24 protein-coding genes are annotated in these 23,435 nt (G+C 64.6%); 11 read left to right on the top strand and 13 right to left on the bottom strand.

The window, feature by feature from the left end:
- Positions 1 to 201 precede the first annotated feature (201 nt).
- On the bottom strand, positions 202 to 771 hold the full coding sequence (locus tag JI749_RS04705; protein ID WP_201659915.1) for a CarD family transcriptional regulator: 570 nt from the start codon (positions 769 to 771) through the stop codon (positions 202 to 204).
- Between the two features lie 353 nt (positions 772 to 1,124).
- A complete protein-coding gene (gene fdxA / locus JI749_RS04700) occupies positions 1,125 to 1,463 on the bottom strand; it encodes a ferredoxin FdxA (protein WP_201659912.1) in 339 nt (112 codons plus the stop codon).
- Between the two features lie 194 nt (positions 1,464 to 1,657).
- On the opposite strand from fdxA, the gene JI749_RS04695 reads away from it, so the two are divergent.
- Positions 1,658 to 1,957 (top strand): PRC-barrel domain-containing protein, encoded by a 300-nt coding sequence (locus tag JI749_RS04695; RefSeq protein ID WP_201659909.1) that lies wholly within the window; start codon positions 1,658 to 1,660, stop codon positions 1,955 to 1,957.
- Between the two features lie 33 nt (positions 1,958 to 1,990).
- On the opposite strand, the gene JI749_RS04690 is transcribed toward JI749_RS04695, so the two are convergent.
- From JI749_RS04690 to JI749_RS04675, 4 genes are all read right to left on the bottom strand, one after another.
- Positions 1,991 to 2,698, bottom strand: a complete 708-nt coding sequence (locus tag JI749_RS04690; protein WP_201659905.1) for a DUF2270 domain-containing protein — start codon at positions 2,696 to 2,698, stop codon at positions 1,991 to 1,993.
- A 66-nt stretch (positions 2,699 to 2,764) separates the two neighbouring features.
- Positions 2,765 to 3,262, bottom strand: coding sequence for a GNAT family N-acetyltransferase (locus JI749_RS04685; protein ID WP_201659901.1), 498 nt, complete (start codon positions 3,260 to 3,262; stop codon positions 2,765 to 2,767).
- Between the two features lie 39 nt (positions 3,263 to 3,301).
- Positions 3,302 to 3,709 carry an RNA-binding S4 domain-containing protein gene (locus tag JI749_RS04680; RefSeq protein WP_201659898.1) on the bottom strand — a complete coding sequence of 136 codons (408 nt, stop codon included), beginning with the start codon at positions 3,707 to 3,709 and terminating at the stop codon, positions 3,302 to 3,304.
- Entirely contained in the window at positions 3,710 to 6,712 is a 3,003-nt protein-coding gene (locus tag JI749_RS04675) for a helicase-related protein (RefSeq protein ID WP_201659895.1), read from the bottom strand.
- A 953-nt stretch (positions 6,713 to 7,665) separates the two neighbouring features.
- On the opposite strand from JI749_RS04675, the gene JI749_RS04670 reads away from it, so the two are divergent.
- Positions 7,666 to 8,757 carry a flavodoxin family protein gene (locus JI749_RS04670; RefSeq protein WP_233280864.1) on the top strand — a complete coding sequence of 364 codons (1,092 nt, stop codon included), beginning with the start codon at positions 7,666 to 7,668 and terminating at the stop codon, positions 8,755 to 8,757.
- 2 nt (positions 8,758 to 8,759) lie between these two features.
- On the opposite strand, the gene JI749_RS04665 is transcribed toward JI749_RS04670, so the two are convergent.
- The gene (locus tag JI749_RS04665; protein ID WP_201659892.1) at positions 8,760 to 9,542 is read right to left on the bottom strand and encodes a DUF3108 domain-containing protein; all 783 of its coding nucleotides are present in this window, start codon (positions 9,540 to 9,542) and stop codon (positions 8,760 to 8,762) included.
- A gap of 213 nt (positions 9,543 to 9,755) precedes the next feature.
- On the opposite strand from JI749_RS04665, the gene rpmB reads away from it, so the two are divergent.
- Positions 9,756 to 10,040 carry a 50S ribosomal protein L28 gene (gene rpmB, locus JI749_RS04660; RefSeq protein ID WP_201659889.1) on the top strand — a complete coding sequence of 95 codons (285 nt, stop codon included), beginning with the start codon at positions 9,756 to 9,758 and terminating at the stop codon, positions 10,038 to 10,040.
- A 262-nt stretch (positions 10,041 to 10,302) separates the two neighbouring features.
- Positions 10,303 to 10,989: a queuosine precursor transporter gene (locus JI749_RS04655; protein WP_201659886.1), complete on the top strand. Its 687-nt coding sequence runs from the start codon at positions 10,303 to 10,305 to the stop codon at positions 10,987 to 10,989.
- Positions 10,990 to 11,096: 107 nt separating this feature from the next.
- On the opposite strand, the gene JI749_RS04650 is transcribed toward JI749_RS04655, so the two are convergent.
- The 4 genes from JI749_RS04650 to JI749_RS04635 all read right to left on the bottom strand — a co-directional run bounded on the left by JI749_RS04650 (position 11,097) and on the right by JI749_RS04635 (position 16,025).
- The gene (locus tag JI749_RS04650) at positions 11,097 to 12,098 is read right to left on the bottom strand and encodes an esterase-like activity of phytase family protein (RefSeq protein WP_201659883.1); all 1,002 of its coding nucleotides are present in this window, start codon (positions 12,096 to 12,098) and stop codon (positions 11,097 to 11,099) included.
- Complete coding sequence (cobT, locus tag JI749_RS04645; RefSeq protein WP_201659880.1) at positions 12,095 to 13,984, bottom strand: cobaltochelatase subunit CobT; 1,890 nt, start codon at positions 13,982 to 13,984, stop codon at positions 12,095 to 12,097. Before cobT ends, JI749_RS04650 begins: the two co-directional genes overlap by 4 nt.
- Before the next feature lie 150 nt (positions 13,985 to 14,134).
- On the bottom strand, positions 14,135 to 15,118 hold the full coding sequence (cobS, locus tag JI749_RS04640; RefSeq protein WP_201659861.1) for a cobaltochelatase subunit CobS: 984 nt from the start codon (positions 15,116 to 15,118) through the stop codon (positions 14,135 to 14,137).
- A 280-nt stretch (positions 15,119 to 15,398) separates the two neighbouring features.
- The gene (locus JI749_RS04635) at positions 15,399 to 16,025 is read right to left on the bottom strand and encodes a J domain-containing protein (RefSeq protein ID WP_201659844.1); all 627 of its coding nucleotides are present in this window, start codon (positions 16,023 to 16,025) and stop codon (positions 15,399 to 15,401) included.
- Between the two features lie 42 nt (positions 16,026 to 16,067).
- Here JI749_RS04635 and JI749_RS04630 point away from each other — a divergent pair, with 42 nt between their 5' ends.
- Together JI749_RS04630 and JI749_RS04625 are read left to right on the top strand one after the other, a co-directional pair.
- A complete protein-coding gene (locus JI749_RS04630; protein WP_201659841.1) occupies positions 16,068 to 16,346 on the top strand; it encodes a BolA family protein in 279 nt (92 codons plus the stop codon).
- Positions 16,347 to 16,415: 69 nt separating this feature from the next.
- A complete protein-coding gene (locus JI749_RS04625; RefSeq protein WP_201659838.1) occupies positions 16,416 to 17,363 on the top strand; it encodes an OmpA family protein in 948 nt (315 codons plus the stop codon).
- On the opposite strand, the gene aroB is transcribed toward JI749_RS04625, so the two are convergent.
- Positions 17,341 to 18,453 (bottom strand): 3-dehydroquinate synthase, encoded by a 1,113-nt coding sequence (gene aroB / locus JI749_RS04620; RefSeq protein ID WP_201659835.1) that lies wholly within the window; start codon positions 18,451 to 18,453, stop codon positions 17,341 to 17,343. The two genes, JI749_RS04625 and aroB, sit on opposite strands and share 23 nt — an antisense overlap.
- A gap of 7 nt (positions 18,454 to 18,460) precedes the next feature.
- Positions 18,461 to 19,045, bottom strand: a complete 585-nt coding sequence (locus JI749_RS04615) for a shikimate kinase (RefSeq protein WP_233280863.1) — start codon at positions 19,043 to 19,045, stop codon at positions 18,461 to 18,463.
- Between the two features lie 211 nt (positions 19,046 to 19,256).
- Here JI749_RS04615 and JI749_RS17635 point away from each other — a divergent pair, with 211 nt between their 5' ends.
- The 5 genes from JI749_RS17635 to JI749_RS04590 all read left to right on the top strand — a co-directional run bounded on the left by JI749_RS17635 (position 19,257) and on the right by JI749_RS04590 (position 23,433).
- Positions 19,257 to 19,529: a hypothetical protein gene (locus JI749_RS17635; RefSeq protein WP_407644898.1), complete on the top strand. Its 273-nt coding sequence runs from the start codon at positions 19,257 to 19,259 to the stop codon at positions 19,527 to 19,529.
- A complete protein-coding gene (xerD, locus tag JI749_RS04605) occupies positions 19,526 to 20,434 on the top strand; it encodes a site-specific tyrosine recombinase XerD (RefSeq protein ID WP_267911661.1) in 909 nt (302 codons plus the stop codon). The genes JI749_RS17635 and xerD overlap by 4 nt, the downstream gene beginning before the upstream one ends.
- Positions 20,435 to 20,543: 109 nt before the next feature.
- Positions 20,544 to 21,497 (top strand): acetyl-CoA carboxylase carboxyltransferase subunit alpha, encoded by a 954-nt coding sequence (locus JI749_RS04600; protein WP_201659829.1) that lies wholly within the window; start codon positions 20,544 to 20,546, stop codon positions 21,495 to 21,497.
- A 172-nt stretch (positions 21,498 to 21,669) separates the two neighbouring features.
- Positions 21,670 to 22,719 (top strand): L,D-transpeptidase family protein, encoded by a 1,050-nt coding sequence (locus JI749_RS04595; RefSeq protein ID WP_201659826.1) that lies wholly within the window; start codon positions 21,670 to 21,672, stop codon positions 22,717 to 22,719.
- Positions 22,720 to 22,791: 72 nt separating this feature from the next.
- Positions 22,792 to 23,433 (top strand): hypothetical protein, encoded by a 642-nt coding sequence (locus tag JI749_RS04590; protein WP_201659823.1) that lies wholly within the window; start codon positions 22,792 to 22,794, stop codon positions 23,431 to 23,433.
- Positions 23,434 to 23,435: the final 2 nt, after the last annotated feature.

Here is a 23,435-nt window from a genome sequence, read left to right as displayed (position 1 = left end):
CATGGCCCTGGTCAACCCACCAGCCGTCACCCTCGGGCTTGACCCGAGGGCTCTGTACTTGGCCATAATTCCGCAAGTGTAGTGCCCTCGGGTCGGGCCCGAGGGTGACGATCGACGTTGTGGCTTACTTCGCCGCCCCCCACAAACAAGAAGGGCCGGTGGTTTCCCACCGGCCCCTTCAATTCACAAAGCCAACCGGCCTTAAGCGGCAGCTTCCTCGTCGCTTTCGGCGGCGTCGGCCTTGCTGCGCTTGGGCGACTTGGCCAGGTTCTTTTCGATCAGCTGCACTGCTTCGGTCAGGGTCAGCTTGTTGACCGCGCCGATTTCACGGCTCATGCGATCCATCGCCTGCTCGAACAGCTGGCGTTCCGAATAGGACTGCTCGGGCTGCTCTTCGGAGCGGTAGAGGTCGCGCACGACTTCCGAGATGGCGATCAGGTCGCCCGAATTGATCTTGGCTTCATATTCCTGGGCACGACGCGACCACATGGTGCGCTTGACGCGGGCGCGGCCAGTCACGGTGGTCAGCGCCTGGGCGACCATGTCTTCCTCAGCCAGCTTGCGCATGCCCACGGACTTGATCTTGGCCACCGGCACACGAAGGGTCAGCTTGTCCTGTTCGAAGCTGATGACGAACAACTCAAGGGTCAGGCCGGCGACTTCTTGTTCCTCGATCGAGACGATCATGCCGACGCCATGCGCCGGATAGACGACATGCTCGCCGGTCTTGAACCCAAGCCGTGTCTGTACCTTCTTGGCTACCATATTCATGGAACTCCTTGTTGACGCCCCAAATGGACAGTTCCCTGCGGGAAGGACCGTCCACTCCTACTCTTACCCTGGCGTCCAAACGGGACGCCGCGCGCAGAAAATACCCCATGGGCTTCCGGGTCCGCTTTCCCCGGAGCACATGCATCCAACGATGTTGTCAAAAAAATCGTGCCTTAAGGCACGGGCTGGGTGACGGGCTCAACTGCATTAGTTGGGACCATAGCACAAAAAATCAGCAAAATCAAAAACTACGAATCAGGCGTGGATTCGCGCTCGCCGCAATGGGGCGAGGGTGTGACTGGCGGCCTTGTCACAGCTTGCGCACAAGCTATTCCACAGCCCCCGCGGGACCGTCAGTCTCCTTCGCCGGGGGCTTCCGAGAAATACTTGGCCAGCTTGCCCTCTTCGCCATCCTTCTCCTTGGCCTCGGGCAGCGGATCGCGGCGTTCGGTCAAGTTGGGCCAGATCGAGGCGAACTTGGTATTGAGCGCCAGCCACTCGTCCAGCCCGCTTTCGGTATCGGGCTTGATGGCTTCGGCGGGACATTCGGGCTCGCACACGCCGCAGTCGATACATTCGTCGGGGTGGATCACCAGCATGTTCTCGCCTTCGTAGAAACAATCCACGGGGCAGACTTCCACGCAGTCGGTGTATTTGCAGGCGATGCAGTTATCGGTGACGATATAGGTCATATCGGGCGGCAGTCCGGCAGGGTCTCAACGGGTCCGGTGCTAAACCGTTTTCGGCGGCGGGGCAAGGCTGGGGAGGCGCACCTTTTGGCGCAGTCAGGACCGGTCACGAAACCTTTTGCCGCACGATGCCGTCCGGCACGGAACGCTATCGCCTGCCGGGGGGTTGGGTCTGCCTAAGCAAAAGGAGACCTGTCATGGATCATTCCAATCACGTTCGCCTCTCGCCGACCGAATTGACCCCATCGCTGCTGGAAGGGGCGACCATCTTCGGCGCCGATGACCATAAGGTGGGCCATGTGTCCCACGTGCATGGCTCGGGCGCTGCGAGCCAGATCGTCGTCGATGTCGGCGGTTTCCTGGGCCTGGGCGCAAAGCCCGTTGCAGTGCCCGCCTCCGACCTCGAATTCATGCGCGACGAGGACGGCGACGTCCATGCCGTGACCAGCTGGACCAAGGATCAGCTCGAGCGCATGCCCGAGCACAAGCACCACTGACGCAAGTGGGGCCCGGCGCCAGCCGGGCCCCCTCTAGACATGCACCTGGTCGCCGCCCCGGTCCTTACCGCGTAGCGACGCCACGGCAAGGGCGGCGAAGAATAGCACCACAAGCCCCAGCACCAGCCACCCCGGAACAGGGCCGATGGCGGCATGGGCAACCGCCAGTTCAATTGGCCGGCCGGGATCGAGCGCGGCTCCGTCTTGCAGGTCGGGCGACATGATTTTCAGCATCCAGGCCAGCCCCAGGATAAGGAACATCCATATATAGTTGCGGCGCAGCCGCCGGCGCAGCGCGCGCTGGAACGTGATGCGAAAACGCGGATGCCGCAGGTCCTGGGCCAACATCAGCAGCCACGGCTCGACGCCGCCCTGCGTCTCCGGACCGAACAACTGGCCGAAATAATGCCGTTCGAACTGGCGGACCCGCATGCGATAGACGTCGTAGAACCGGTAGCGGCGCGCCTCGACGCACAGGAGCAGCAGCACGATCAGCATGGCAAAGAGGACCAGGCCGTGATGGGCGGCCGGCGTCGACAGCGATACCGACAGCAGCGCGGCCACCACGGTGATCGCCCAGTTGCTGGTCAGGTCCAGCCGGCCTCGCCAAGAGTTCATCCGGCCCATCTCGGCGCGGTAATAGTGGATCATGGCATTGGTCGCCTCGGCCGAATTGCTCGGCAGGGCGGCTGTCGCGATGGGCGGGGGCAGCGGTTCAGGTGCTGGGGCAGTCACAGGCATACTCCTCGGGTCCTTGCAAAACCCTCGACATGCCAACCCGGTTGCCCCGGCTGAGCCGACGCCCGCCTAATGCCGATGGCGGAACACCAGGTCTTCGGGATCCTGACGCGGCGCGTCGGGGTCCAGCACCGCCCCAAGCTTTTGGGCAACCGCGATCGAACGCACATTGGCCGCGTCGCAATAGCTGACCAGTGTCGGCAGCTTGCGGTCTTTGAAGGCCCAGTCACGCAGGGCCCCGGCCGCCTCGGTGGCGTAACCCTGCCCTTCATGACCGGCATAGAGCAGCCAGCCCAGCTCCTTTTCCTGGAACAGCGGGCCATCGTTGATCCCCACCTGGCCAACGCATTCGCCGTTGGACTTGAGCTCAATCATCAGCGCGCCATGGCCGAACAAGTGCCAGAGCGCTATGTCGTGGCAGAACCAGCCCCAGGCGCGCGTCCGCTCATGCGGCCCGCCCATATAGGCCGAGCGCGGCGACGCCCACAGCGCCGCATAAGCTTCGAAATCGGCATAGACCGGAGGCCGGAGGACCAGCCGGGCCGTCGTGAGCGTGGGGATGGTCATGCAGCACTCCGCCTGCCAAGCGAAAGGCACGTCCGGAGTTCATTCATCATCCCCGCCCCGCAGCTTGTCCGTCTCCCGCCGCTCTTTCTTGGTCGGCCGCCCGGCCCCTTCCGCGCGCGGTGCGATGGCCGCCTGGTAGGGCGACAGATCCGCTTTGGGCAAAGCGGGCGGCGACAGATCTTCGTAGAGTGACTGCGCTTCGGTCGCAGGGCCGCGCCGGGTCCCACAGTCGCGGATCCGCCAGACCACGATCCGGCCATGGAGGCTCATGGTGAGCACGTCGCCCGCCCCCACCTTGTGGTCGGAGCGCTCGGTGCGTTCGGAATTGACGCGGATGGCGCCGGTCTCGATGACCTTTTGCGCCAGCGTGCGCGACTTGAGGGCGCGCGAAAAGAACAGGAACTTGTCGAGCCGCTCCTTGCGGACGGGTTCGACCGTTCCTGCCAATTACTGGCCCTTCGGCGCCTTGAGCGCCATCAGCTTGGCGAAGGGGCTGTCCGGATCGAACGCCTTTTCGCGCTTGTCCTCGCGGGCGGGCTGCTGGAACTTGGCGCGCTCGCCCTTCTGGTCATCGGGGCGGCGGTTGTCATTGCGCGGCCGGCCTTCCGGCTTGGGCTGCAGATGGCGCGCCTTGCTCAGGTCCTGCACTTCGCCCTCGGGACGGCGCGGACCAGGCGTACGGTGGCGCTCCGGCCGCTTGTGCTGCACCTCGCCTTCGGGACGACGGCGATTTTCGTGCCGCTTGTTGTCCGGGCGCTTGCCGGCAGGCGACCAGATCTCGTCGAATTCGGGTTCGCTCGACACGGCGGGGGCCGCCTGGGCGCTTTCGGCAGCAGCTTCGACAACGGTGGTTGCCGGAATATCAGCATCCAGCGCGGGCGCGACATCGGCAGGCACGGCCTCGACCGGGGCTTCGGCCACGGCATCGGTGCTGACGGGATTTTCGGACAGCACTTCCTCCAGCGCGGGCGCTTCGGCCGTCGCTTCGGAGGCCGCGGCGGGCGCCGGCACCTTGGGGATGCGCTTTACGCGATAGCCCAGCGAGTTGAGGATGGATGCAAAATCCTCGCCCGAGCAACCCAGCAGCGACGTCATTTCCACCGTAACGCGGAAGCCGTTGCCTTCGGCAGCACCGGCCGGCAACTCGCCGGCATAAGGCCGGCTGGCATCCAGCGCGATCAGCGGGCGGATGATATCGGCGAGGCGCTCAAGGATGTCGACACGCACGGCGCGCCGACCGGCCACCTTGAAACCGGCAATCTCGTAGAGCCGCGTATCGACTTCCGGATCGACCACGAAGCTGGTGCGGCCGCTGAGCACGATGTGCGGAATATCCGTCACGCCGGGCTGGCGCACGCCGCCATGCTTGAGCGCGAACAGGATCAGCGCCAGTTCGCGCGGCGCGGGCTTGAGCGAGAGCGGCAGGTAGATGTGATAGGCACCGAACTTGATGCCCAGCTTGCGCATCTTGCCGCGCACGTCCTGGTCCAGGTTTTTGACGTCGTCGGCGACCTGGCTGCGCGGAATGAGCCCCAGGTGTTCGAACAGCTGGTAGGCGATACCGCGGGCCGTGCCTTCCAGATCGGCCGGCGCTTCCAGCGACATGACGCTTTCGAGCACGGTGTTGATGTGGTGGCGCAGCCAGAGGCTGAGGCGCTCCTGCACGCGTTCGAGATCGGTGCCGGTGAGCGTTTCGTCGGCCAGCATCAGGATACGGGGGCGATAGAGCGCGTCGCCCTCGATCAGTTCGGCGACGATATCGCCCTTCCAGCGCAGGCGGCCATCGGTGGCCAGCACGAATTCTTCGTTCGGCGCCCCGGCCAGGCGGTCGGCGCGATTGTGAATTTCGGGCGCCACCACCTGATCGGCTGCCGCGCGCAACCCCTTGATGTCAGCGTCGCCGTCATTGCGCGCCAGGGTGAAGCGGAAGCCTTCGAGCGTGCCGATGAGATGGCCTTCCAGCCGCACTTCGCCACGTTCATTGATCTCGGGAGATGCCATACGTTTGTCTTTCAGATGACGCAGCAAGACGCTGGTGCGCCGGTCGACGAACCGCTGGGTTAGGCGCTCGTGCAGCGCATCGCTCAGCCGATCTTCAATATCCCGGGTCTTTTCGCGCCAATGTGATGGGTCTGCAAGCCAGTTTTTGCGATTGGCGACAAAGGTCCAGGTCCTGACCTGCTTGATCCGGTTACTAAGCGTATCGATATCGCCGCTCACATTGTCGCAAAAGCGCACCTGCTCGGCAATCCAGTCCGCATTGACCTTGCCGCGCTTGACTAAGTCCGAGTAAATCCGGGTGACGATTTCGCCGTGATTGGCCGGAGAAATCCCCTGATAATCAGGGATTTGGCAGCAATCCCACAGCAGCCGCGCTCCATCGAGACCGCGCGCCAGTTGCCCCGCCTCGTTGCGCGACACGAATTCGAGCGCCTGCTGGTCCTTGGCCATGGGCACGCGCGTGAGGCTGCGGTGTTCGGGCACGGCATCAAGGCTGTTTTGCAGCGCCGCGATGGAGCTGAAATCGAGCTGGCTGTTGCGCCATTGCAGCACTTTGACGGGATCGAAGTCGTGCGTTTCGAGCTGAACGACCAGTTCTTCGTCAAATGCCTCGGTGCCGCCGGTCACGCCAAAAGTGCCGTTGCGCGCATGGCGGCCGGCGCGCCCGGCTATCTGGCCGATTTCGGCTGGCGTGAGGTCGCGGGTGATCTTGCCGTCGAACTTGCTGTCATCGGCAAAAGCCACATGGTGAATATCAAGGTTGAGCCCCATGCCGATGGCATCGGTGGCGACCAGGAAGTCGACATCGCCGTTCTGGTAGAGTTCGACCTGGGCATTGCGCGTGCGCGGGCTGAGCGCCCCCATCACCACCGCCGCGCCGCCGCGCTCGCGCCGGATCAATTCGGCGATGGCATAAACCTGCCGCGCCGAGAAGGCTACGATCGCCGAGCGCGCCGGCTGGCGTGAGATCTTCTTGGACCCGGCATAGGTCAATTGGGAGAAGCGCGGCCGGTCGATGATATCGGCATGCGGCAGCAGCTTCCTGATGATCGGGGCCATGGTGGCCGAGCCGAGCAGCAGCGTTTCCATGCTGCCGCGGGCGTTGAGGATGCGGTCGGTAAACACATGGCCGCGGTCGAAATCCACCGCCACCTGGATTTCGTCTATGGCCACGCAATCGACACGGATATCCATGGGCATGGCTTCGACCGTGCACACCCAGAAGCGCGGCTTGGGCGGAACGATCCGTTCCTCGCCCGTCACCAGAGCCACCGCCCCCTCGCCCACCCGCTCGACGCAGCGATGGTAGACCTCACGCGCCAGCAGCCGCAGCGGCAGGCCGATCATCCCGGTGGGATGGGCCAGCATGCGCTCGATGGCAAAGTAGGTCTTGCCGGTATTGGTAGGGCCAAGAATCGCCTTGACCGACTGGGGGGGCGCGAAAGTCATTGCCGGCAATGTAGGGGTTCGGAGCGCAGGTTGCGAGGGTCACAACGCCGGTGTCCCGGGAAAGGACGCATTGTGGCGGTTTTGCCATCCAGCTTAACACATGGAACAGGATGGGAACGAAACGGCACCGAATCGGCGCGACTCAGCAAATCCCGCTTCGTTCACCACTATGGCTGGTGGTGCATTCGCGGAAAGAACACCAGCCTGGCGCCGAACCACTTGCCGGGACGAGCTTTCGGCCTCAACTCCGTTCAACTTCCTTGCCATTCCGTGAATTCCGCTGGGAATCAGCGACATGTAAACGGGTGGTAAAGGCGCCCAAGACCCGATTTTTCGTGCGGTTTACGGGCCACCGGGCGGCTCGCCGGAGATTGGCGCCGGTCGGTTGACGAAGTTTGCCATTGACCGTTCCAGAATGAAACGCCCGCTCGGGCGATAGCGGACTTCTGTTCCGGCCTCTATTCCCCGTTCGCATGACACGCCATTGCCCCAGGACGTCCTGATGGCACGCGCGGTGGCTGACAGCGGTTGCTGTCCAGTTTTGGTGCAGTTTCAGTGCGTCGCTACCTTGGGCGTTAAGCCAGGGATCAAAACCGGAACGAACCGGGTAGGAATCGGGCGACCCTGCCGATTGTGGCTTTGTTCACCGCTGCATCTGGTGGCCACACCCAGCTGGACCTACAAGGCCTCTTGATCCGAATGTCTTCCCGGCACGGATTGGGCAAATCCGGTTCATCTTGGTTGGCAACGCGTAAACTTGATCGCGATTCCAGCGATTGTGACCGGAGCCTTGCGTGAAATTTATGCGGGCCTTGGCACCCGTTAACACCTAGCTACCCGCCAGTTGCGGCTTTGCCCGGACGACGTTGGCAAAAAACCCGTTGACCGTGCCATCACGGCACAGTGCCGGAACTTTGCCACGCCGCCGCCATTGCCCGACGACGGAGACACCCATGCAACAGCCCGAAGTCCTGACCGCGCCCGAGCCCCGAAAGGGCATGCCCGATCCCACCCTCGCCAAAGATGAGTTCAAGGCCCGCTTCCTCAGCCAGTATGTCGACCCGGCCTTTGCCGGACTCGCCGGCGAACTCGACCGCATTGCCGAGGTCGCTTGGGACGCCTATGACAATTCCCGCAAGGCCCCGCTCACACAAAAGGCCGGCCCCGGCTACGCCGATCCCGACTATGACCTGGCCGAGGACTGGATCGCGGCCAAGGCCGCCATCGACCGCGCCCAGGCCGATTACGAGAGCGGCGACCGGCCGCAGCGCGTCCTGCTGGTCAACGGTTCCTCGCGCAGCGAGCACACCTGCCCGGGTGAGATGAGCAAGTCATATCGCCTGATCCAGATGGCGTCGGAGGTGCTCGAGGAAGGTGGTCTCGACACCGAGATCCTCGACCTCAGCCGCACCACGTCCGAATATGGCCGCAACATCCATCCCTGCAAGTCCTGCTTCTCGACGGCGGCCCCGCTCTGCCACTGGCCGTGCTCCTGCTATCCCAACTATTCGCTCGGCCAGACCCAGGACTGGATGAACGACATCTACCCCATGTGGGTGCGGGCGGACGCCGTGATGATCATCAGCCCGGTCAACTGGTACCAGGTCGCCTCCCCGCTCAAGGCGATGATGGACCGGCTGGTCTGCGCCGATGGCGGCAATCCCGACCCCACCCTCACCCAGGGCAAGAAAGCCGCACTCGCCAAGCAGGTCGAGCTCGATGGCTGGGACTATCCACGCCATCTCAAGGGAAGGTTGTTCTCCGTGGTCGTCCACGGCGATGTCGAAGGCACCAAGGACGTTCGCCGTTCGATTTCGGACTGGCTCAAGTTCATGGAACTGGCGCCGGCCGGCCCGCTGGCCGAACTCGATCGCTACATAGGATATTGGGAGCCCTACGCCACCAGCCATCAGGCCTTGGACAAGGACCTGGCCATGCAGGGGGAGGTGCGCAATGCGGCCAAGACGCTGCTCGATGCCGTGCTGTCGCATCGTGACAAAGCGCAGATTCCAGGCAGTGAACTGCACCCGCCGCGGCAGAAATAGGCCTAGAAGTCCATCTTGGTCAGCACCATGCTGAGGTCACCCATATTGGTGCCCAGCAGGACGCGATAGGGGATGAAATAGCCGGTCTCGCCCAAGGGCGCATACCAGATGACGATGCGGTCGCTGTCGGCAAGGTAGTTGGTGATCTCGGAGCTGGTGAAATGCCCCGAGACGGGGTCGTAGTCGACCGTGCACAGCACCACCGGCCCCTGGTAGCCGGTGCGCGCCGAGGTCGCTTCGTCGTCGCCGGCATAGCTCATGGCGATGTTGAAGCGCTCGACCCCGGTGAAGATCTTGGCCTGGCGCTGGCAAAGGCTCTTGTCGAGCCCGTTGCCCTTGAGCACGAAGGCCGAGAGGAAGTCGCCCACTCCCGTCAGGTGGCGGCGCTCGATTGGCACGCGATCGTAGTTGTCGATGATCGGCGGATCGACCTTGAAGGCCGACACATCCCGCCCCGCAAAGGAGACGTCGACCGTAAAGGTCTCGCCATTGGCCCGGGTGGTGAGGTCGAACTCGTCGGCAACCAATGCCGTGCCCGACGAGCGCCCCACTGAGCTGGCCTTGGCGGTGCCGCTCGCCACCAGTGAGCCGAGCCCGGCGACATTGGCGGAAAGATCGAGCGCGTAGCGGCTGCCGGTATCGCTCAGGTCAACCGTCATGGCCGCAACATTGATGCCGCCCAGCGTCAGGACATAGCTGGCCGAGGCGTCCACCTCGGCGGCGCCTGCGGGGTGGCTCAGGAACAGGGCCAGCGCGGCCAGGGGAGCAAGACGGAACGGGGTCAAGACGACAGCTTCTCTGCATGATGCGAATCAACGCTTGGCTCGAAATTGCCTGCGCGACAGGGCCCATGCAAGGCGCTCGCGGGCGTTTGAGTCCCGCTTGCCTTGACGCGGACGCCCATTTTCTCTAAAGACGCGCCAGATTTCACAACAATCGAGGCCCGTCGCGGACTTCTCCGCCACGCAGGACCTTTACACAAAGTAGGATATCTCAAGATGGCACGTCGCTGCGAACTCACCGGTAAGGGTGTGATGATGGGCAACAATGTTTCCCACGCCCTCAACCGTACCCGTCGCCGGTTCCTTCCGAACCTGGTCAACGTCACCCTGATTTCGGATGCCCTGAACCGCCCGGTCAAGCTGCGCATCACCGCTGCCGCCTTGCGTTCGGTCGAGCACCGTGGTGGCCTGGACGCTTTCCTGCTCAAGCAGGACGATGCCGATCTGTCGCCGCTGGCGCAGGGCATCAAGAAGGAAATTCGCGCCGCTCTGGCCGCGTAATTCCCGACTGAATTCGATAGTGAACCGCGTGGAGTACGCTCCGCGCGGTTTTGTTTTTTGGGGGGGCGATTTCTCACCCACCCACCGGCCGTCACCCTCGGGCTTGACCCGAGGGGGTTACACTTGCCAGGGCCGGTAAGTGCAGAGCCCTCGGGTCGAGCCCGAGGGTGACGATCGAGTCGGTGGCACTTCCGCTGCCAACTCTCTAGATGCTAGCGCCCCGGTCTCATGCCGGACCGCGCATACATTGAGGTGCATTCTGATGCTTGCTCGTCTCCTGGCGGCAATTGCCGCCATGGTCGTGGTCGTTGCCGCGTCCAATATTCTGGTCCTCTACCCCTTCCAGTTCCAGCTTGGCGGCGTCAATCTCGCCGACCTGCTGACCTGGGGCGCCTTCACCTTCCCCTTCGCTTTCCTGATCACCGATCTCACCAACCGCTATGACGGCGCCCGCAACGCCCGTCTCGTTGTGCTGGTGGGCTTCCTGGTTGGCCTGGGCTGCTCATTCTACCTCAGCTACAATCCTCTGCCCTGGAATGCCGGTGGCGCCGCCGCCACCACGCAACGCATCGCACTGGCTTCCGCCACTGCATTCGCCGTCGGCCAATTGCTCGATATCGCGGTCTTCTCCCGCCTGCGGGCCAGCTCGGCCTGGTTCCTGCCGCCGCTGGCCGGCTCGCTATTCGGCTCCATCATCGACACGACGATCTTCTTCACCATCGCCTTTGCCCCGGCTCTGGCAGGCATCGATGCCCTGTTCGGCATGAGCGACAATTCGCTCGGCTTCCCAGCCCCCTGGCTGGGCGTTGGCCCCGAAGTCCCGCTCTGGATTTCGCTCGCTTCGGGCGATTTCCTGGTCAAGTTCCTCGCCGCCCTGGTGCTCCTGGCACCCTACCGCGCGCTGATGGGCAAGCTGATGCCGCTGCCGCCCGTCGGCGTGCGGGCCTAGCCCCAATCTTACCCATCCACTGCGTTCCCTCGGGCTTGACCCGAGGGCCACTCGCCGCTTGTACCGGATTGACCGCGTTGCCCTCGGTTAAGCCGAAGGAACTCGCCTCACAGCGCTGGAAGTGCAAATTCCAGCAGCAGCGTCCGCTGCCAGTCGTTGAAGTTGTTGTCCGAGCCGATCAGGATCCGCAGCTCGCCATCGGGCGTGGTGTGCACCGCCAGCGATTCCATGTTGTCGATGGTTCCACCGGCAGCCGACAGCAGCAATTCGCCGACCATCAGGTGGTCGGGGCGCACCTCGGCGGCCGGCACCCGGCGCAGGTTCATCACGAAGTTCAGCATGGAAACGCCGCGCTCGAGCACCAGCAGGTCGCCATTGGGCAGGAAGGCGCAGTCGGTCGGGCTGACCACCGGGCTGTCCTGGTAGGACATCGGGCCCTTGTCGTTCTGCCCCAGCAGCCAGCCACGATGATTGCCCGCCTCGTCCAGCGCTTCCTCCGCCAGCAGCAGGGTCGATCCGGCCACCGGCGAGGCGGCCGGCGCAATGCACAGCGCTTCGAGCGATTCGTTGGTCCTGAGGTCGCTGAGCCAATCCGGGATCGTCACCTCGCGCGCCGCGCCCCCGGGCACGGCGTCGGTCAGCGCGAAATCGGCGACCCGCGTCAGGTGCTCGAAGCCGACCCGCACCGCCGCCGGTACGCCGTCGCGATAGACGGTATCGACGGCTTCCGCATCCTTGGCATATTGGCGCGGCAGCACGTCGCCCTTGGAATTGCGCATCGGCTCGACCCGCGTCCCGATAAAGCCGAACAGGCGCCCCGCATCGTCATAGGCCAGCCGGCCGCTGACGAAATTGCCGCGGTCGCTGACAAACACAGCCTGCTGGTCCGGTCCGGTCATGGTGAGGCTCGATAGCCCGCCGAACGTGTCGTCCTGGCTGACCAGCGCGATGCCGCCGCGAAAAATCAGGCTGCCGGCCGGCTCGTCGATATGGCTGTCGCCGAACTGGGTGATCGGGCTGGCGCTGACCGTCACCTCGACGGCGGCGGCGGCGGCGGGGAGGCTCCCTGCCAGTGCCGCCACGACGATGGCAGCCCGGCTCCAGTTCATCCGCGGCTCCGCCTGCGGGACTGGGCCGGCATTTCCTCGTCGAACAGCGCCGCCAGCTCGTCGGTCAGCGCCCCGGCCAGTTCCTCGGCATCGAGCAGCGTCACGGCGCGGCGGTAATAGCGCGTCACGTCGTGGCCGATGCCGACCGCAACCAGCTGGATGGGCGAGCGCGTTTCGATGTCCTCGATCACCTGCCGGAGATGGGCCTCGAGATAGTTGCCGGCATTGACCGACTGCGTCGAGTCATCCACCGGCGCGCCATCGGAAATCACCATCAGGATGCGGCGGGCCTCGGGGCGGGCCATCAGGCGCTTGCGTGCCCATTCCAGCGCCTCGCCGTCGATATTCTCCTTGAGCAGGCCTTCGCGCATCATCAGGCCCAGGTTGCGCCGCGCATGGCGCCATGGCTCGTCGGCCGCCTTGTAGATGATGTGGCGGATGTCGTTGACGCGACCAGGATTGGGCGGACGGTTGGCTTCAAGCCAGGCTTCACGCGACTTGCCGCCCTTCCAGGCGCGGGTGGTGAAGCCCAGGATCTCTACCTTGACGCCGCAGCGCTCCAGCGTGCGGGCGAGAATATCGCCGCAGATGGCCGCAATGGTGATCGGTCTGCCCCGCATCGAGCCCGAATTGTCGATCAGCAGCGTCACCACGGTGTCGCGGAAGTCGGTGTCGTTCTCGACCTTGAAGCTCAGCGCCTGCATCGGGTCGGTGACCACGCGGGTGAGGCGCGCCGTGTCCAGCAGGCCCTCTTCGAGATCGAACTGCCAGCTGCGATTCTGCTTGGCCATGAGGCGCCGCTGCAGCTTGTTGGCCAGCCGTGCCACGGCGCCGGCCAGGTTTTCCAGCTGCTTGTCGAGCAGGCTTCTCAGCTGGTCGAGTTCGTCGGGCGGGCACAGCTCCGCCGCCTTGACGATCTCGTCGAACTTGGTGGTGAACACCTTGTAGTTGAACTGGTTGGTCAGCTGGGTGCCGCCATCCTTGGCCGGCGGCGGCATGGGCGCGTCTTCGCCGGCTTCGGCGGCCGCATCCTCGTCGGTATCGGCCATGTCCGATTCGAGGCCCTCGACATCGCCGGTTTCCTCCGACTCGCCGGCCTGTTCGTCCTGCTCGCTGTCCTGGCTGTCGTTCTCGCCTTCGCCCTGCTCGGGCGCCTGGTCGGAGCTGTCGCCCTGTTCGGGCTCCTGGTCCTCGCCCTCTTCCTGGTCGGACGAGTCGGGGTCATCGAGCTCGCTTTCCGGCACGAGGTTGAGATCGCGCAGCAGCATCTTGGCGGCGCGCGAGAACTCCTCCTGGTTCTCGTAGCGGGTCAAAAGCTCATCGAGCGATTTGCCGCCCTTGTCCTCGATTTCCTTGCGCCACAGGTCGACCAGGGCGTGTCCCGAAGGGGGCACCGGGACGCCCGCCAGCTTCTCGCGGAGCAACAGGCCCAGGGCCTCGGCAATAGGCGCATCGGTCTTGTTGTCGACCTCGGCGAAATTGGCGCGAAACAGCCTGTCTTCCAGCATCTCGCCGATATTGCCGACCATGCCGGGCATGCGGACGCAGCCAAGGGCCTCGACCCGCGCCTGTTCCAGCGCATCGAAGGCCGCGCGGGCCACCGGATCCATGGGCGAGCGCTTGCGATGGGTTTCGGGGTCGTGGCTGGCCAGCCGCATCGCCATGGCGTCGCCCTGCCCGCGGGCAATGGCGATGTCGCGCCGCGTCGGCAGCCGCGGCAGGTTGGCCAACCGCGCCTTGTCGCTGGTGAGCAGCGGCCGGTCGGAGGTGAAGGTCACCTCCAGGTCAGCCTTGGCGCCGATCGCGCGCACCGTCGCGCCCATGGCGGATTTGAACACCTGGGTCTGGTCGGGCTTGTTGGCTTTGCTGCGCGGTGGTTGTGCCATGCTGAATGCTCGTCGGTTGGGGGAAGGCCCCCTCACCCGCCGCTGCGCGGCGACCTCTCCCCCAAGGGAGAGGTGAGAAACGCCGAACCCCCTGCACCTCGCCCTTGGGGGAGAGGTCGGCCCAAAGGGCCGGGTGAGGGGGCCTTTAACTTACGCCGTGACCGCCAAGTTCGCGGACGACTCCGGCAGGTCTTCGCCGAACACGCGCTGGTAGAATTCGGCCACCACGGGGCGTTCGAGCTCGTCGCACTTGTTGAGGAAGGTCAGGCGGAACGCAAAGCCGACATCGCCGCCGAAGATCTGGGCGTTTTCGGCCCAGGTGATCACCGCGCGCGGCGACATGACGGTCGAAAGATCGCCATTGATGAAGGCCGAACGCGTCAAGTCTGCCAGCCGCACCATGTTGGCGATGAGCTTCTTGCCCTTTTCGGTCTCGCCATAGGCTTTGTTCTTGGCGAGCACGATGCCCACTTCCTTGTCATGCGGCAGGTAGTTGAGCGTGGTCACCAGGCTCCAGCGGTCCATCTGACCCTGGTTGATCTGCTGGGTGCCATGATAGAGGCCCGACGTATCGCCCAGGCCGATGGTGTTGGTGGTCGAGAACAGGCGGAAGGCCGGGTGGGGCGTGATCACGCGGTTCTGGTCGAGCAGCGTCAGACGACCGGCCACCTCGAGCACGCGCTGGATCACGAACATCACGTCCGGCCGGCCGGCGTCGTATTCGTCGAACACCAGCGCCACATTGTTCTGCACGGCCCAGGGCAGGATGCCGTCGCGGAATTCGGTGACCTGCTTGCCATCCTTGAGCACGATCGCGTCCTTGCCGACCAGGTCGATACGCGACACATGCGAATCGAGGTTGACGCGGACCAGCGGCCAGTTGAGGCGCGCCGCAACCTGCTCGATATGGGTGGACTTGCCGGTGCCATGGTAGCCCTGGACCATGACGCGGCGGTTGAAGGCAAAGCCTGCCAGGATCGCCAGCGTGGTATTGCGGTCGAACAGGTAATCCGGATCGACCGGCGGCACGTGGCTATTGGCTTCCTTGTAGCCCATCACCTTCATGTCCGTGTCGATACCGAACAGCTCCCGGGCCGAGTATTCGGTGTCGGGCAGATTGGTGTACTCAGTCATGGCATGGCTCTTGGCGGAAATATCGAGGCGGGAGGGCAGTAAAGTCGCGGGCTCTATAGCAGCATTGTGGCGGTCGGGGTAGCGGGCGCGGCGCATAAGTCTCCTACGAGCCCCTTGCGGGAGAAGGTCAGCGCAACAGCCGCCAAATCCACCGGCCGTCATCCTCGGGCTTGACCCGAGGACACTACACTTGCCGAGCGCCCTGGAAGTATAGTGCTCTCGGGTCAAGCCCGAGGGTGACGATCGCTCATGGGCAATTGCGGAGGCTGCAAAGCGCACGCTATTTCGTCACGAAACCCGTTTTCTTGAGATGGCTATAGGCCGCGATGATGGTGCGCAGCCGCTCTTCGGAGGCCTTGTCGCCGCCATTGGCGTCGGGGTGGTGGATTTTGACCAGGGTCTTGTAGGCCCGCTTGATATCCTCGGATTTGGCGTGGCCGATCAGCCCCAGCGTTTCGAGCGCCCGCCGGTCCTGTTCATGCAGCGGCTTGACGCGTTCGGCGGCCGGCTTCTGCGACTGGCGGTGACGGTAGCGCGCGAAGACGCCGAACGGGTCGCCGAATTTATCGCCCGGCCGCAGGTTTTCCCGCGCCACGCGGGCGCCGCGCATGTTGGGGTTGCCGGTGGCAAAGCTTGAACGCGACTCCGCCTTGGGCGAGGCATGCAGCGCTTCCTCCAGCTCGTCCTTGTCCATGCCGGCAAAGAAGTTGAACGCGGTATTGTAGTGGCGAACATGCTCGAGGCAGAAATGGTGATACTGGCCCTCGCTGCGATGACCTTTGGGGGCCCGATATTCACCGGCCAGCTCGCAGCCTTCCCAGTCACAGCCGTGCTCGACCGGCGCCGGCTTTTCTTCCCGGCGCGGCTTGACGCGAATGGAGTCAAATATCTTGGAATGCAAATTCATTGCGCCTAGTTACATGCCTCGAACCACGGAGAACTCGACGCGATGAGTGTAAAAGACACCTTAACCGCCAAGCTCACCAGCAATTTTGCGCCCGCTTTCCTCGATGTGATCGATGAATCCAACAAGCATCATGGGCATGCCGGATGGCGGGAGGGTGGTGAAACCCATTTTCGTGTCAGAATCGCGACCCCGCATTTTGACGGGATGAGCCGCGTGGCGCAACACCGCGCCGTCATGAACGTTCTCGATGCCCAACTGAAGGACCGCGTCCATGCCTTGGCTATCGAGGTCCTGCCCTCATCGGGCCCTTTCGAAGGGTGACGCGAACGTGATGTCTTGCATCCTCGTCCGATCCATCTGATCCTCCCTGCGATCGCAGAGGAGACACCCATGTATCCAACGTCCGCCCGTATGCTGGTGCTTTTGCTGACCGGCCTCTCCGCCACGGCTGCACTGGCACAGGAGCACACGCTCTCAATTGGTGTTGCCGGCGAAAAGTTCAAGCTTGATCCAGCGTTTACCGTTTCCATCGACGACAAGGTCATTGGCGAGGGCACCGTGGCCAACGCCCTGGATACCGCCGCCGGCGAGCGGCTGAAGGGGCATCCCGACCCAGCCTCCCTGGTCAGTGTCAGCACATTCGAAGTGCCCGACGGGTTGCTGACGCCGGCATCGCAGATCACCGTCCGCTTTTCCGCCGGCGACAGCTATGACGCCGCCTTGGGTGCCGATACCAACTTCTATATCGCGAGCCTGGCCATCGACGACGCGGCGATCGCGCTCGACAGCGCCACGATCAGCGATCCTGCCAACCCCGCGGGCACCGTTAATCTGGAGGCTGGCCTGCTGGGCCTCTACGCCACCGGCGCCACCGCCAGCTTTGCCGTTCCATCGATGGAGGCAGCAACCAACGAACCGGCCGCCGCCGAGCCCGCCGCAGAACAAGCACCCGATGAGCCGAAGGTAGCCGCCGCCCCTGAGCCGGCGCCGGCGCCAGAGCCGGTTTGCAACGCCGCGGCCACGCTCGAGGTCACCGGCTTTGGCAACAATGGGCTCACGCTTGCTGCCGATGCCAAGGCCGATCTCGACGCCCTGGCTGCCACTTTGACCGGACAGGACTGCGCCATCACGGTGGTGGGCTATGCCAGCACGTCGGGCAGCGAGGCCGCCAACCAGCGCATCTCTCTGGCACGGGCCGAGCTGGTCCGCGATCAACTGGTGGCAGCCGGCGTCAACGGCGGAGCCATCACCACAACCGGCGCCGGGGAAACCAACCAGTTCGGCGACAGCCAGGAGAGCAATCGCCGCGTCGTCGTTACGGTCGCTGCGACTCGATAAAGCCGGCCACCGCCTGGGCATCGACATTGCGTTCGATGAACGCCTTGCCGATGCCGCGTGTCAGGATGAAGGTCAGCGCCCCGCGGGATACCTTCTTGTCCTGCGCGATGGCGGCCATCAGCGTCTCGGTCGACCCCAATATGCCCGGAATATCGGCCATTGTCGTGGGCAGGCCCGATGCCTTGAGATGCGCGGCGATCCGCCCGGTATCCTGGCTGGGTGCCAGCCCCAGCCGCGCCGAAAAACCATGCGCCAGCACCATGCCGATGGCGACGCCCTCGCCATGCAGCAGGCGGTCGGAATAGCCGGTATCTTTTTCCAGCGCATGCCCGAAGGTGTGGCCCAGGTTGAGCAGGGCCCGGACCCCGAGCTCCTTCTCGTCTTCGATCACCACGCGCGCCTTGTGCGCGCAGCAGCGGGCAATGGCCTCGCCACGGGCCGGCCCACCGGCAAAGATTTCCGCCCGGTTCTCCTCGAGCCAGAAAAAAAAGTCCTCGTCATCGATGAGGCCGTATTTGACCACCTCGGCATAGCCGGCGGCGAACTGGCGCGGGCTGAGCGTATCGAGCGTGCTGAGGTCGGCCATCACCAGCCTGGGCTGATGGAAGGCGCCGATGAGATTCTTGCCGTGCGGGGAATTGATGCCGGTTTTGCCGCCGACCGAGCTATCGACCTGCGCCAGCAGCGAGGTCGGCATCTGCACGAAATCCATGCCGCGCCGGGCGATCGAGGCCGCAAAGCCCGCCAGGTCGCCGATGACCCCGCCACCCAGCGCAATTACCAGGTCCCCCCGTTCCAGCCGCGCCGCGAGGATCCCCTCCACGGCCTGACCCAGATAGCTCCACGACTTGGTCGCCTCACCGGCCGGCAGCACGATCTCGGTGTGGCCGAGCCCGGCGGCATCGAGCGACGCCACCAGCCGCGGCAGCTGCGCCTTGGCCACGGTTTCGTCGGTGATGATGCCGTAGCGCCGGCCGGCAAACCGCTCGGCCAGGATGGTACCGGCCTCGTCGAGCAGTCGGGGTCCGATCAGGATGTCATAGGCACGCTCGCCCAGGGCGACATGAACGGTGTGGTCGATTTCGGGCATGTCGGGATCAGTCCTGGCGCTTGAGATAGCCGAGCACGGCATCGATCACATGGCCCGCCACCACGTCCTGCGGAACATCGCGCGAGATTACGGTGACGTCCGCCTCGGCATAGATCGGGTAGCGCTCCTCGATCAGTTTTTCGAGCGTGGCGCGCGGGTTGGCCGTCTTGAGCAGGGGGCGGTTGCTGCGCCGCGAAACCCGCTCGAACAGGATGTCGGCTTCCGCCTTGAGCCAGACCGAAACCGCCTCGGCCTTGACCAGCGCGCGCGTCTCGCCATTGACGAAGGCCCCGCCACCGGTCGCCAGCACCACGCCTTGTTCCTTGAGCACCCGGGCAATCACCCGTGTTTCCCCGGCGCGGAATTCGGGCTCGCCGCGCTGCTCGAAAATCTCCGGGATAGTCATCTGCGCCGCTTTTTCGATTTCCTCGTCGCTGTCGAGAAAGTGCCGGCTGAGGCGGGCGGCGAGCCTTCGGCCGACGGTGGTCTTGCCGGCGCCCATCATGCCGACCAGCACCAGCGGCCGACCAGCGAGCCGCTCGGAAAGTTCTTCGGCGCGGGCCTGTCGCGATGCCGGGTCCGGTCGGTTCAAGAGGCGCTCCCCAGGCGTTTTCGGGCGAAGTGGACACCGCCTGGTCAGCCCCGAAACGCGACAAACCATGCTGCCGCTATCAAGCCGCCCACACCTCGCCTGTCAAGAACTTGCAGACAACGGCGCGACACCCCGCTATGCCTACGGAAACGAAACCTTTTGCTGGCAAATTGCGCGCAAACTGCAAGCAAACTGCCAGCAGGACTGCTGCATGCCCACTCTGATCCGCCTCATCATTACGCTGCTTTTCCTGGCTGGCCTGGTCTATGCCGGCATGTTTGCCCTGGTCGCCTTCGTTGAGCCGACGCAGAAGGAACAGACCATTCGCATCCCGCAGCGCGACCTGCTTGCGGGCGGCCAACCGGCGCTGCCGGGGTCTCAGCCGGCGGCCGAAGCGCCCGAAACCGAGGCCGAACCACAGCCCGCGCCGGCACCGGAGCCCGCGGGCGAGCCGGCCACCGCGCCGGAGCCGTTGACAGATTGAGCGGCGCTCACCTGATCGGCGCCTTCCTTGAAATGATGAGCGCCGAGCGCGGTGCCGCCAGGAACACCATCGAGGCCTATCGCCGCGACCTCTCCGACTATGCGGGCTTTGTCGCCGGGCGGAAGTCGAGCCTGCTCACCGTCGACCGCGACATCGTCAACGCCTATCTCGACCAGCTCAAGCGCGATGGTCTTTCGGCCTCGTCATCGGCCCGGCGGCTCTCGGCGATCCGCCAGTTCCACAAATTCCTCTGTGCCGACGGGATGCGCGGCGACGACCCTACCCGCATTGTCGCCAGCCCCAAAAGCCGCCGGGCACTGCCCAAGGTTCTGTCGGTCGCCGAAGTCGATCTCCTGCTGTCCACCGCGGAAGCGGAGGCCAATGCCGATGCCTCCCCGCAGAAACAAGCCTCGGCCCTCCGCCTCTATGTGCTGCTCGAGCTGCTCTATGCGACGGGCCTGCGCGTCAGCGAGTTGGTGAGCCTGCGCCGCTCGGCGGTAATGCGCGATGCCAGCTTTCTGACCGTCGTCGGCAAGGGCAACAAGGAACGCGTCGTGCCGGTCAACGACCGGGCCCGCGATGCCATCAAGGCCTATCTGGCGACCCTGGAGCCCGGGCTTTACCTGTTTCCCGCCGCCGGGGCCGAGGGCTATCTCAGCCGCCAGGTCTTCGCACGCGATCTCAAGGGCCTGGCGGGGCGCGCCGGCATCAGTTCGGCCCGTGTCGCACCCCACGTGCTGCGGCACGCCTTTGCCAGCCACCTGCTGGCCGGTGGCGCCGACCTGCGCGTCGTGCAGATGCTGCTCGGTCATGCCGACATCTCGACCACGCAGATCTATACCCACGTCCTGGACGAGAAGCTGCGTACCCTCGTCGAGACCCATCACCCGCTGGCCGAGCAGTAACAAGCCTTGACTTGCCATTGCACCATCGCCACTTTCCGGCCACTTTAGGGCGCAAGAGCAGCGGCCCATATTCCAGGGTCTACAGATAGACCCACAACGGGCAGGTGGAATGCAGTCCTATCTCGATTTCGAAAAGCCGGTTGCCGATCTCGAGGGCAAGATCGCCGAACTCAAGGCCATGGCCGCGACCGACCAGGCGGTAAGCATTGACGAAGAGGTCAATCGGCTCAGCGCCCGGGCCGACGAGGCCCTGGTCGAGATCTATCGACGCCTCACCCCCTGGCAGAAGACGCAGGTAGCGCGCCACCCGCAGCGGCCGCACTTTTCCGACTATGTCGGCAAGCTCATCACCGAATGGACGCCCCTGGCCGGGGACCGCAAATACCGCGAAGACGCCGCCCTGCAGGCCGGGTTCGGCCGCTTCAACGGCCAGTCGGTCGCCATTCTCGGCCAGGAAAAGGGCAATTCCACCGAGACGCGCCTCAAGCACAATTTCGGCATGGCCAGCCCCGAAGGCTATCGCAAGGCCGTGCGCATCATGGAAATGGCGGATCGCTTCAACATTCCGCTGATTTCCTTCGTCGATACCGCCGGCGCCTATCCCGGCATCGGCGCGGAGGAGCGCGGCCAGGCCGAGGCCATTGCCCGCTCCACTGAGAAATGCCTTGAGCTGGGCGTGCCCAATATCGCCATCGTCATCGGCGAGGGCGGTTCGGGCGGTGCCATCGCCATCGCCGTGGCCAACCGCGTGCTGATGCTCGAAAATGCCATCTATTCGGTGATTTCCCCCGAAGCCGGCGCCTCGATCCTGTTCCGCGACGCCGCCAAGGCGCAGGACATGGCCACCGCCCAGAAGATCACCGCGCAGGACCTGCTCGGTTTCGGCGTCATCGACGGCATCATTCCCGAGCCCGCTGGCGGGGCCCATCGCCACCACGAAGCGATCATGGACTCCACGCGCAGCGCCATAGCCGCCTTCCTGGGGGATTTCGCCGGCCGCGGGCGCCTCGAAACCCGCGAGCATCGCCGCGAAAAGTTCCTGGCCATTGGGTCGGCGCTCTAGCGCCGTCACTTCGCCATGGGCGAGGTGACGTTCCACACGCTTGCGTGAACTGGTCCCGCTTCCCGGCAAATTTGCCGCGTGCTAACGCTTCGTTCACCAGCAAAACTCATGCTGCGGTAACCAACGGCCCCCTAAGGGTCATCGCTCCATTTTCGACCACCGGGCCGCCGACGTGACCGCCACTGTTTTTCGCAAACTCTCCTCGGTGCTGATTTTGCTGTGGGTCGCCTTCGGGCTGGTCGCCTGTGGCGGCTTCCTGCCCAAGTCCAGTGACAACCGGCACAACCAGCCCCTGTCGAGCAGCATCCAGTCCGGCTTGCGCAATATGGGCTCCTCGCCCGGCGAAGCCATGGTTATCCGCATCTTCAAGGAGGAGAAGGTCCTCGAGGTCTGGAAGCGGACGACCAGCGGCCAGTTCAAGATGTTCAAGACCTACGAGATCTGCGCCTTTTCCGGCGAGCTCGGCCCCAAGATCAAGGAAGGCGATCGCCAGAGCCCCGAAGGCTTCTATACGATCACCCCTGGCCTGATGAATCCGCGGTCCAATTATTACCTCGCCTTCAATACCGGCTTCCCCAACAAGTTCGACCGGGCCTGGGGCCGCACTGGCAGCGACCTGATGGTGCATGGCGATTGTTCGTCGCGCGGCTGCTACGCCATGACCGACGACGGCATTGCCGAAATCTATGCCCTGGCCCGCGAGACCTTCAAGGGTGGAAATCCCAGTTTCCAGCTGCAGATCTTCCCGTTCCGGATGACCGCCGCCAAGCTTGCGCAGAAGGCATCCAGCCCGCATATCGGCTTCTGGCGTGACATCAAGGAAGGCTATGACCTGTTCGAACTAACCAAGGCCCCACCGGCCTGGGACGTCTGCGAGCGGCAGTATATCTTCAACGCCGCGGGAGGCGGTGCCCTCAACCCCATGGGCCCCTGCCCGGCCGTGGTGCAGAATGCTGCGCTGACCGCAAAGCAGCAGGCCGACGAGATCGCCTTCGCCGCCGCCGTCGAGAGCGAGGCGCAGAAAGCGGCGCGCGAAGCCGCCGAGGCAGAGCGTCAGGCCGCCGAGGAAGCGGCCGCCCGGGCGCGCGGCGAGGCCATTGGCGGCTTCTTCAGCGGCATCGGCAACATGTTTGGCGGTGGCAATGCCGGCCAGGATCCAAACGTGGTGCCGGTCATGTCGGGCAAGCCGGCGCCCAAGCCGATGCCCCGCTTGCAGCGCTAGCCACCCGCCACCATATCAGGGCCGCAATCGGGGCCGATCTGAACGCGGCAGCCAGCGCCGGAGACATTCGCTTTGGAAGAGACGGTATCAGTCAGTGTCCAGGGCGAAGACCGTGCGGCGACGGGGCAACCGGCCCGCCCCCGCATCGCTGTTGCCAACATCCTCAGTTTCGTGGTCGGCCTGGTCGGCATTGCCTCGCTGGGCGCCAGCGCCTGGGTCTATGGCGACACGCAGCGCGAGATCGTCCGGCTGTCCACCGACATCGCCCAGTTGCGCCTCAGCATGGAGCTGTTCGGCCGCCAGCAGGGCACCCCCACCAATACCGACAACGCCGCGCTGACCGATCTTGGCAACCGCCTCGCCATACTGGAACAAAGCTGGCGCAGCGGTGCCCCGTCGACGCCCGCAGCCACCCTCCCAGCCATCACCAACACCCCGTCCGCCGCACCTGCCGCGGCCACGGGCGCAGCCGACGACTGCCTTCCGTCGGGCACCCGATTCATGGTGGCTGCCGGCGACCGCTATGCCGTGTGCGGCACCGGCGCCGTGGTCGAGATCGGTTCGGTCGACGACGGCTACATCTCGCTGTCCGACGGCACCGTCATTGCCCAGGGCGGCAATATCGCTCTGCCCAACAGCGCCTGCATGATCGGCGTCGTGCCTTCCGACGGCGCCGCCATCAGCGGCTATGCCGAGATCAAGGTCACCTGCTGACT

The sequence above is a fragment of the Devosia oryziradicis genome, from assembly GCF_016698645.1.
GTDB lineage: Bacteria > Pseudomonadota > Alphaproteobacteria > Rhizobiales > Devosiaceae > Devosia > Devosia oryziradicis.
Note: the sequence above shows the minus strand (reverse complement) of the source record. Positions and strands in the feature narration are given on the sequence as shown.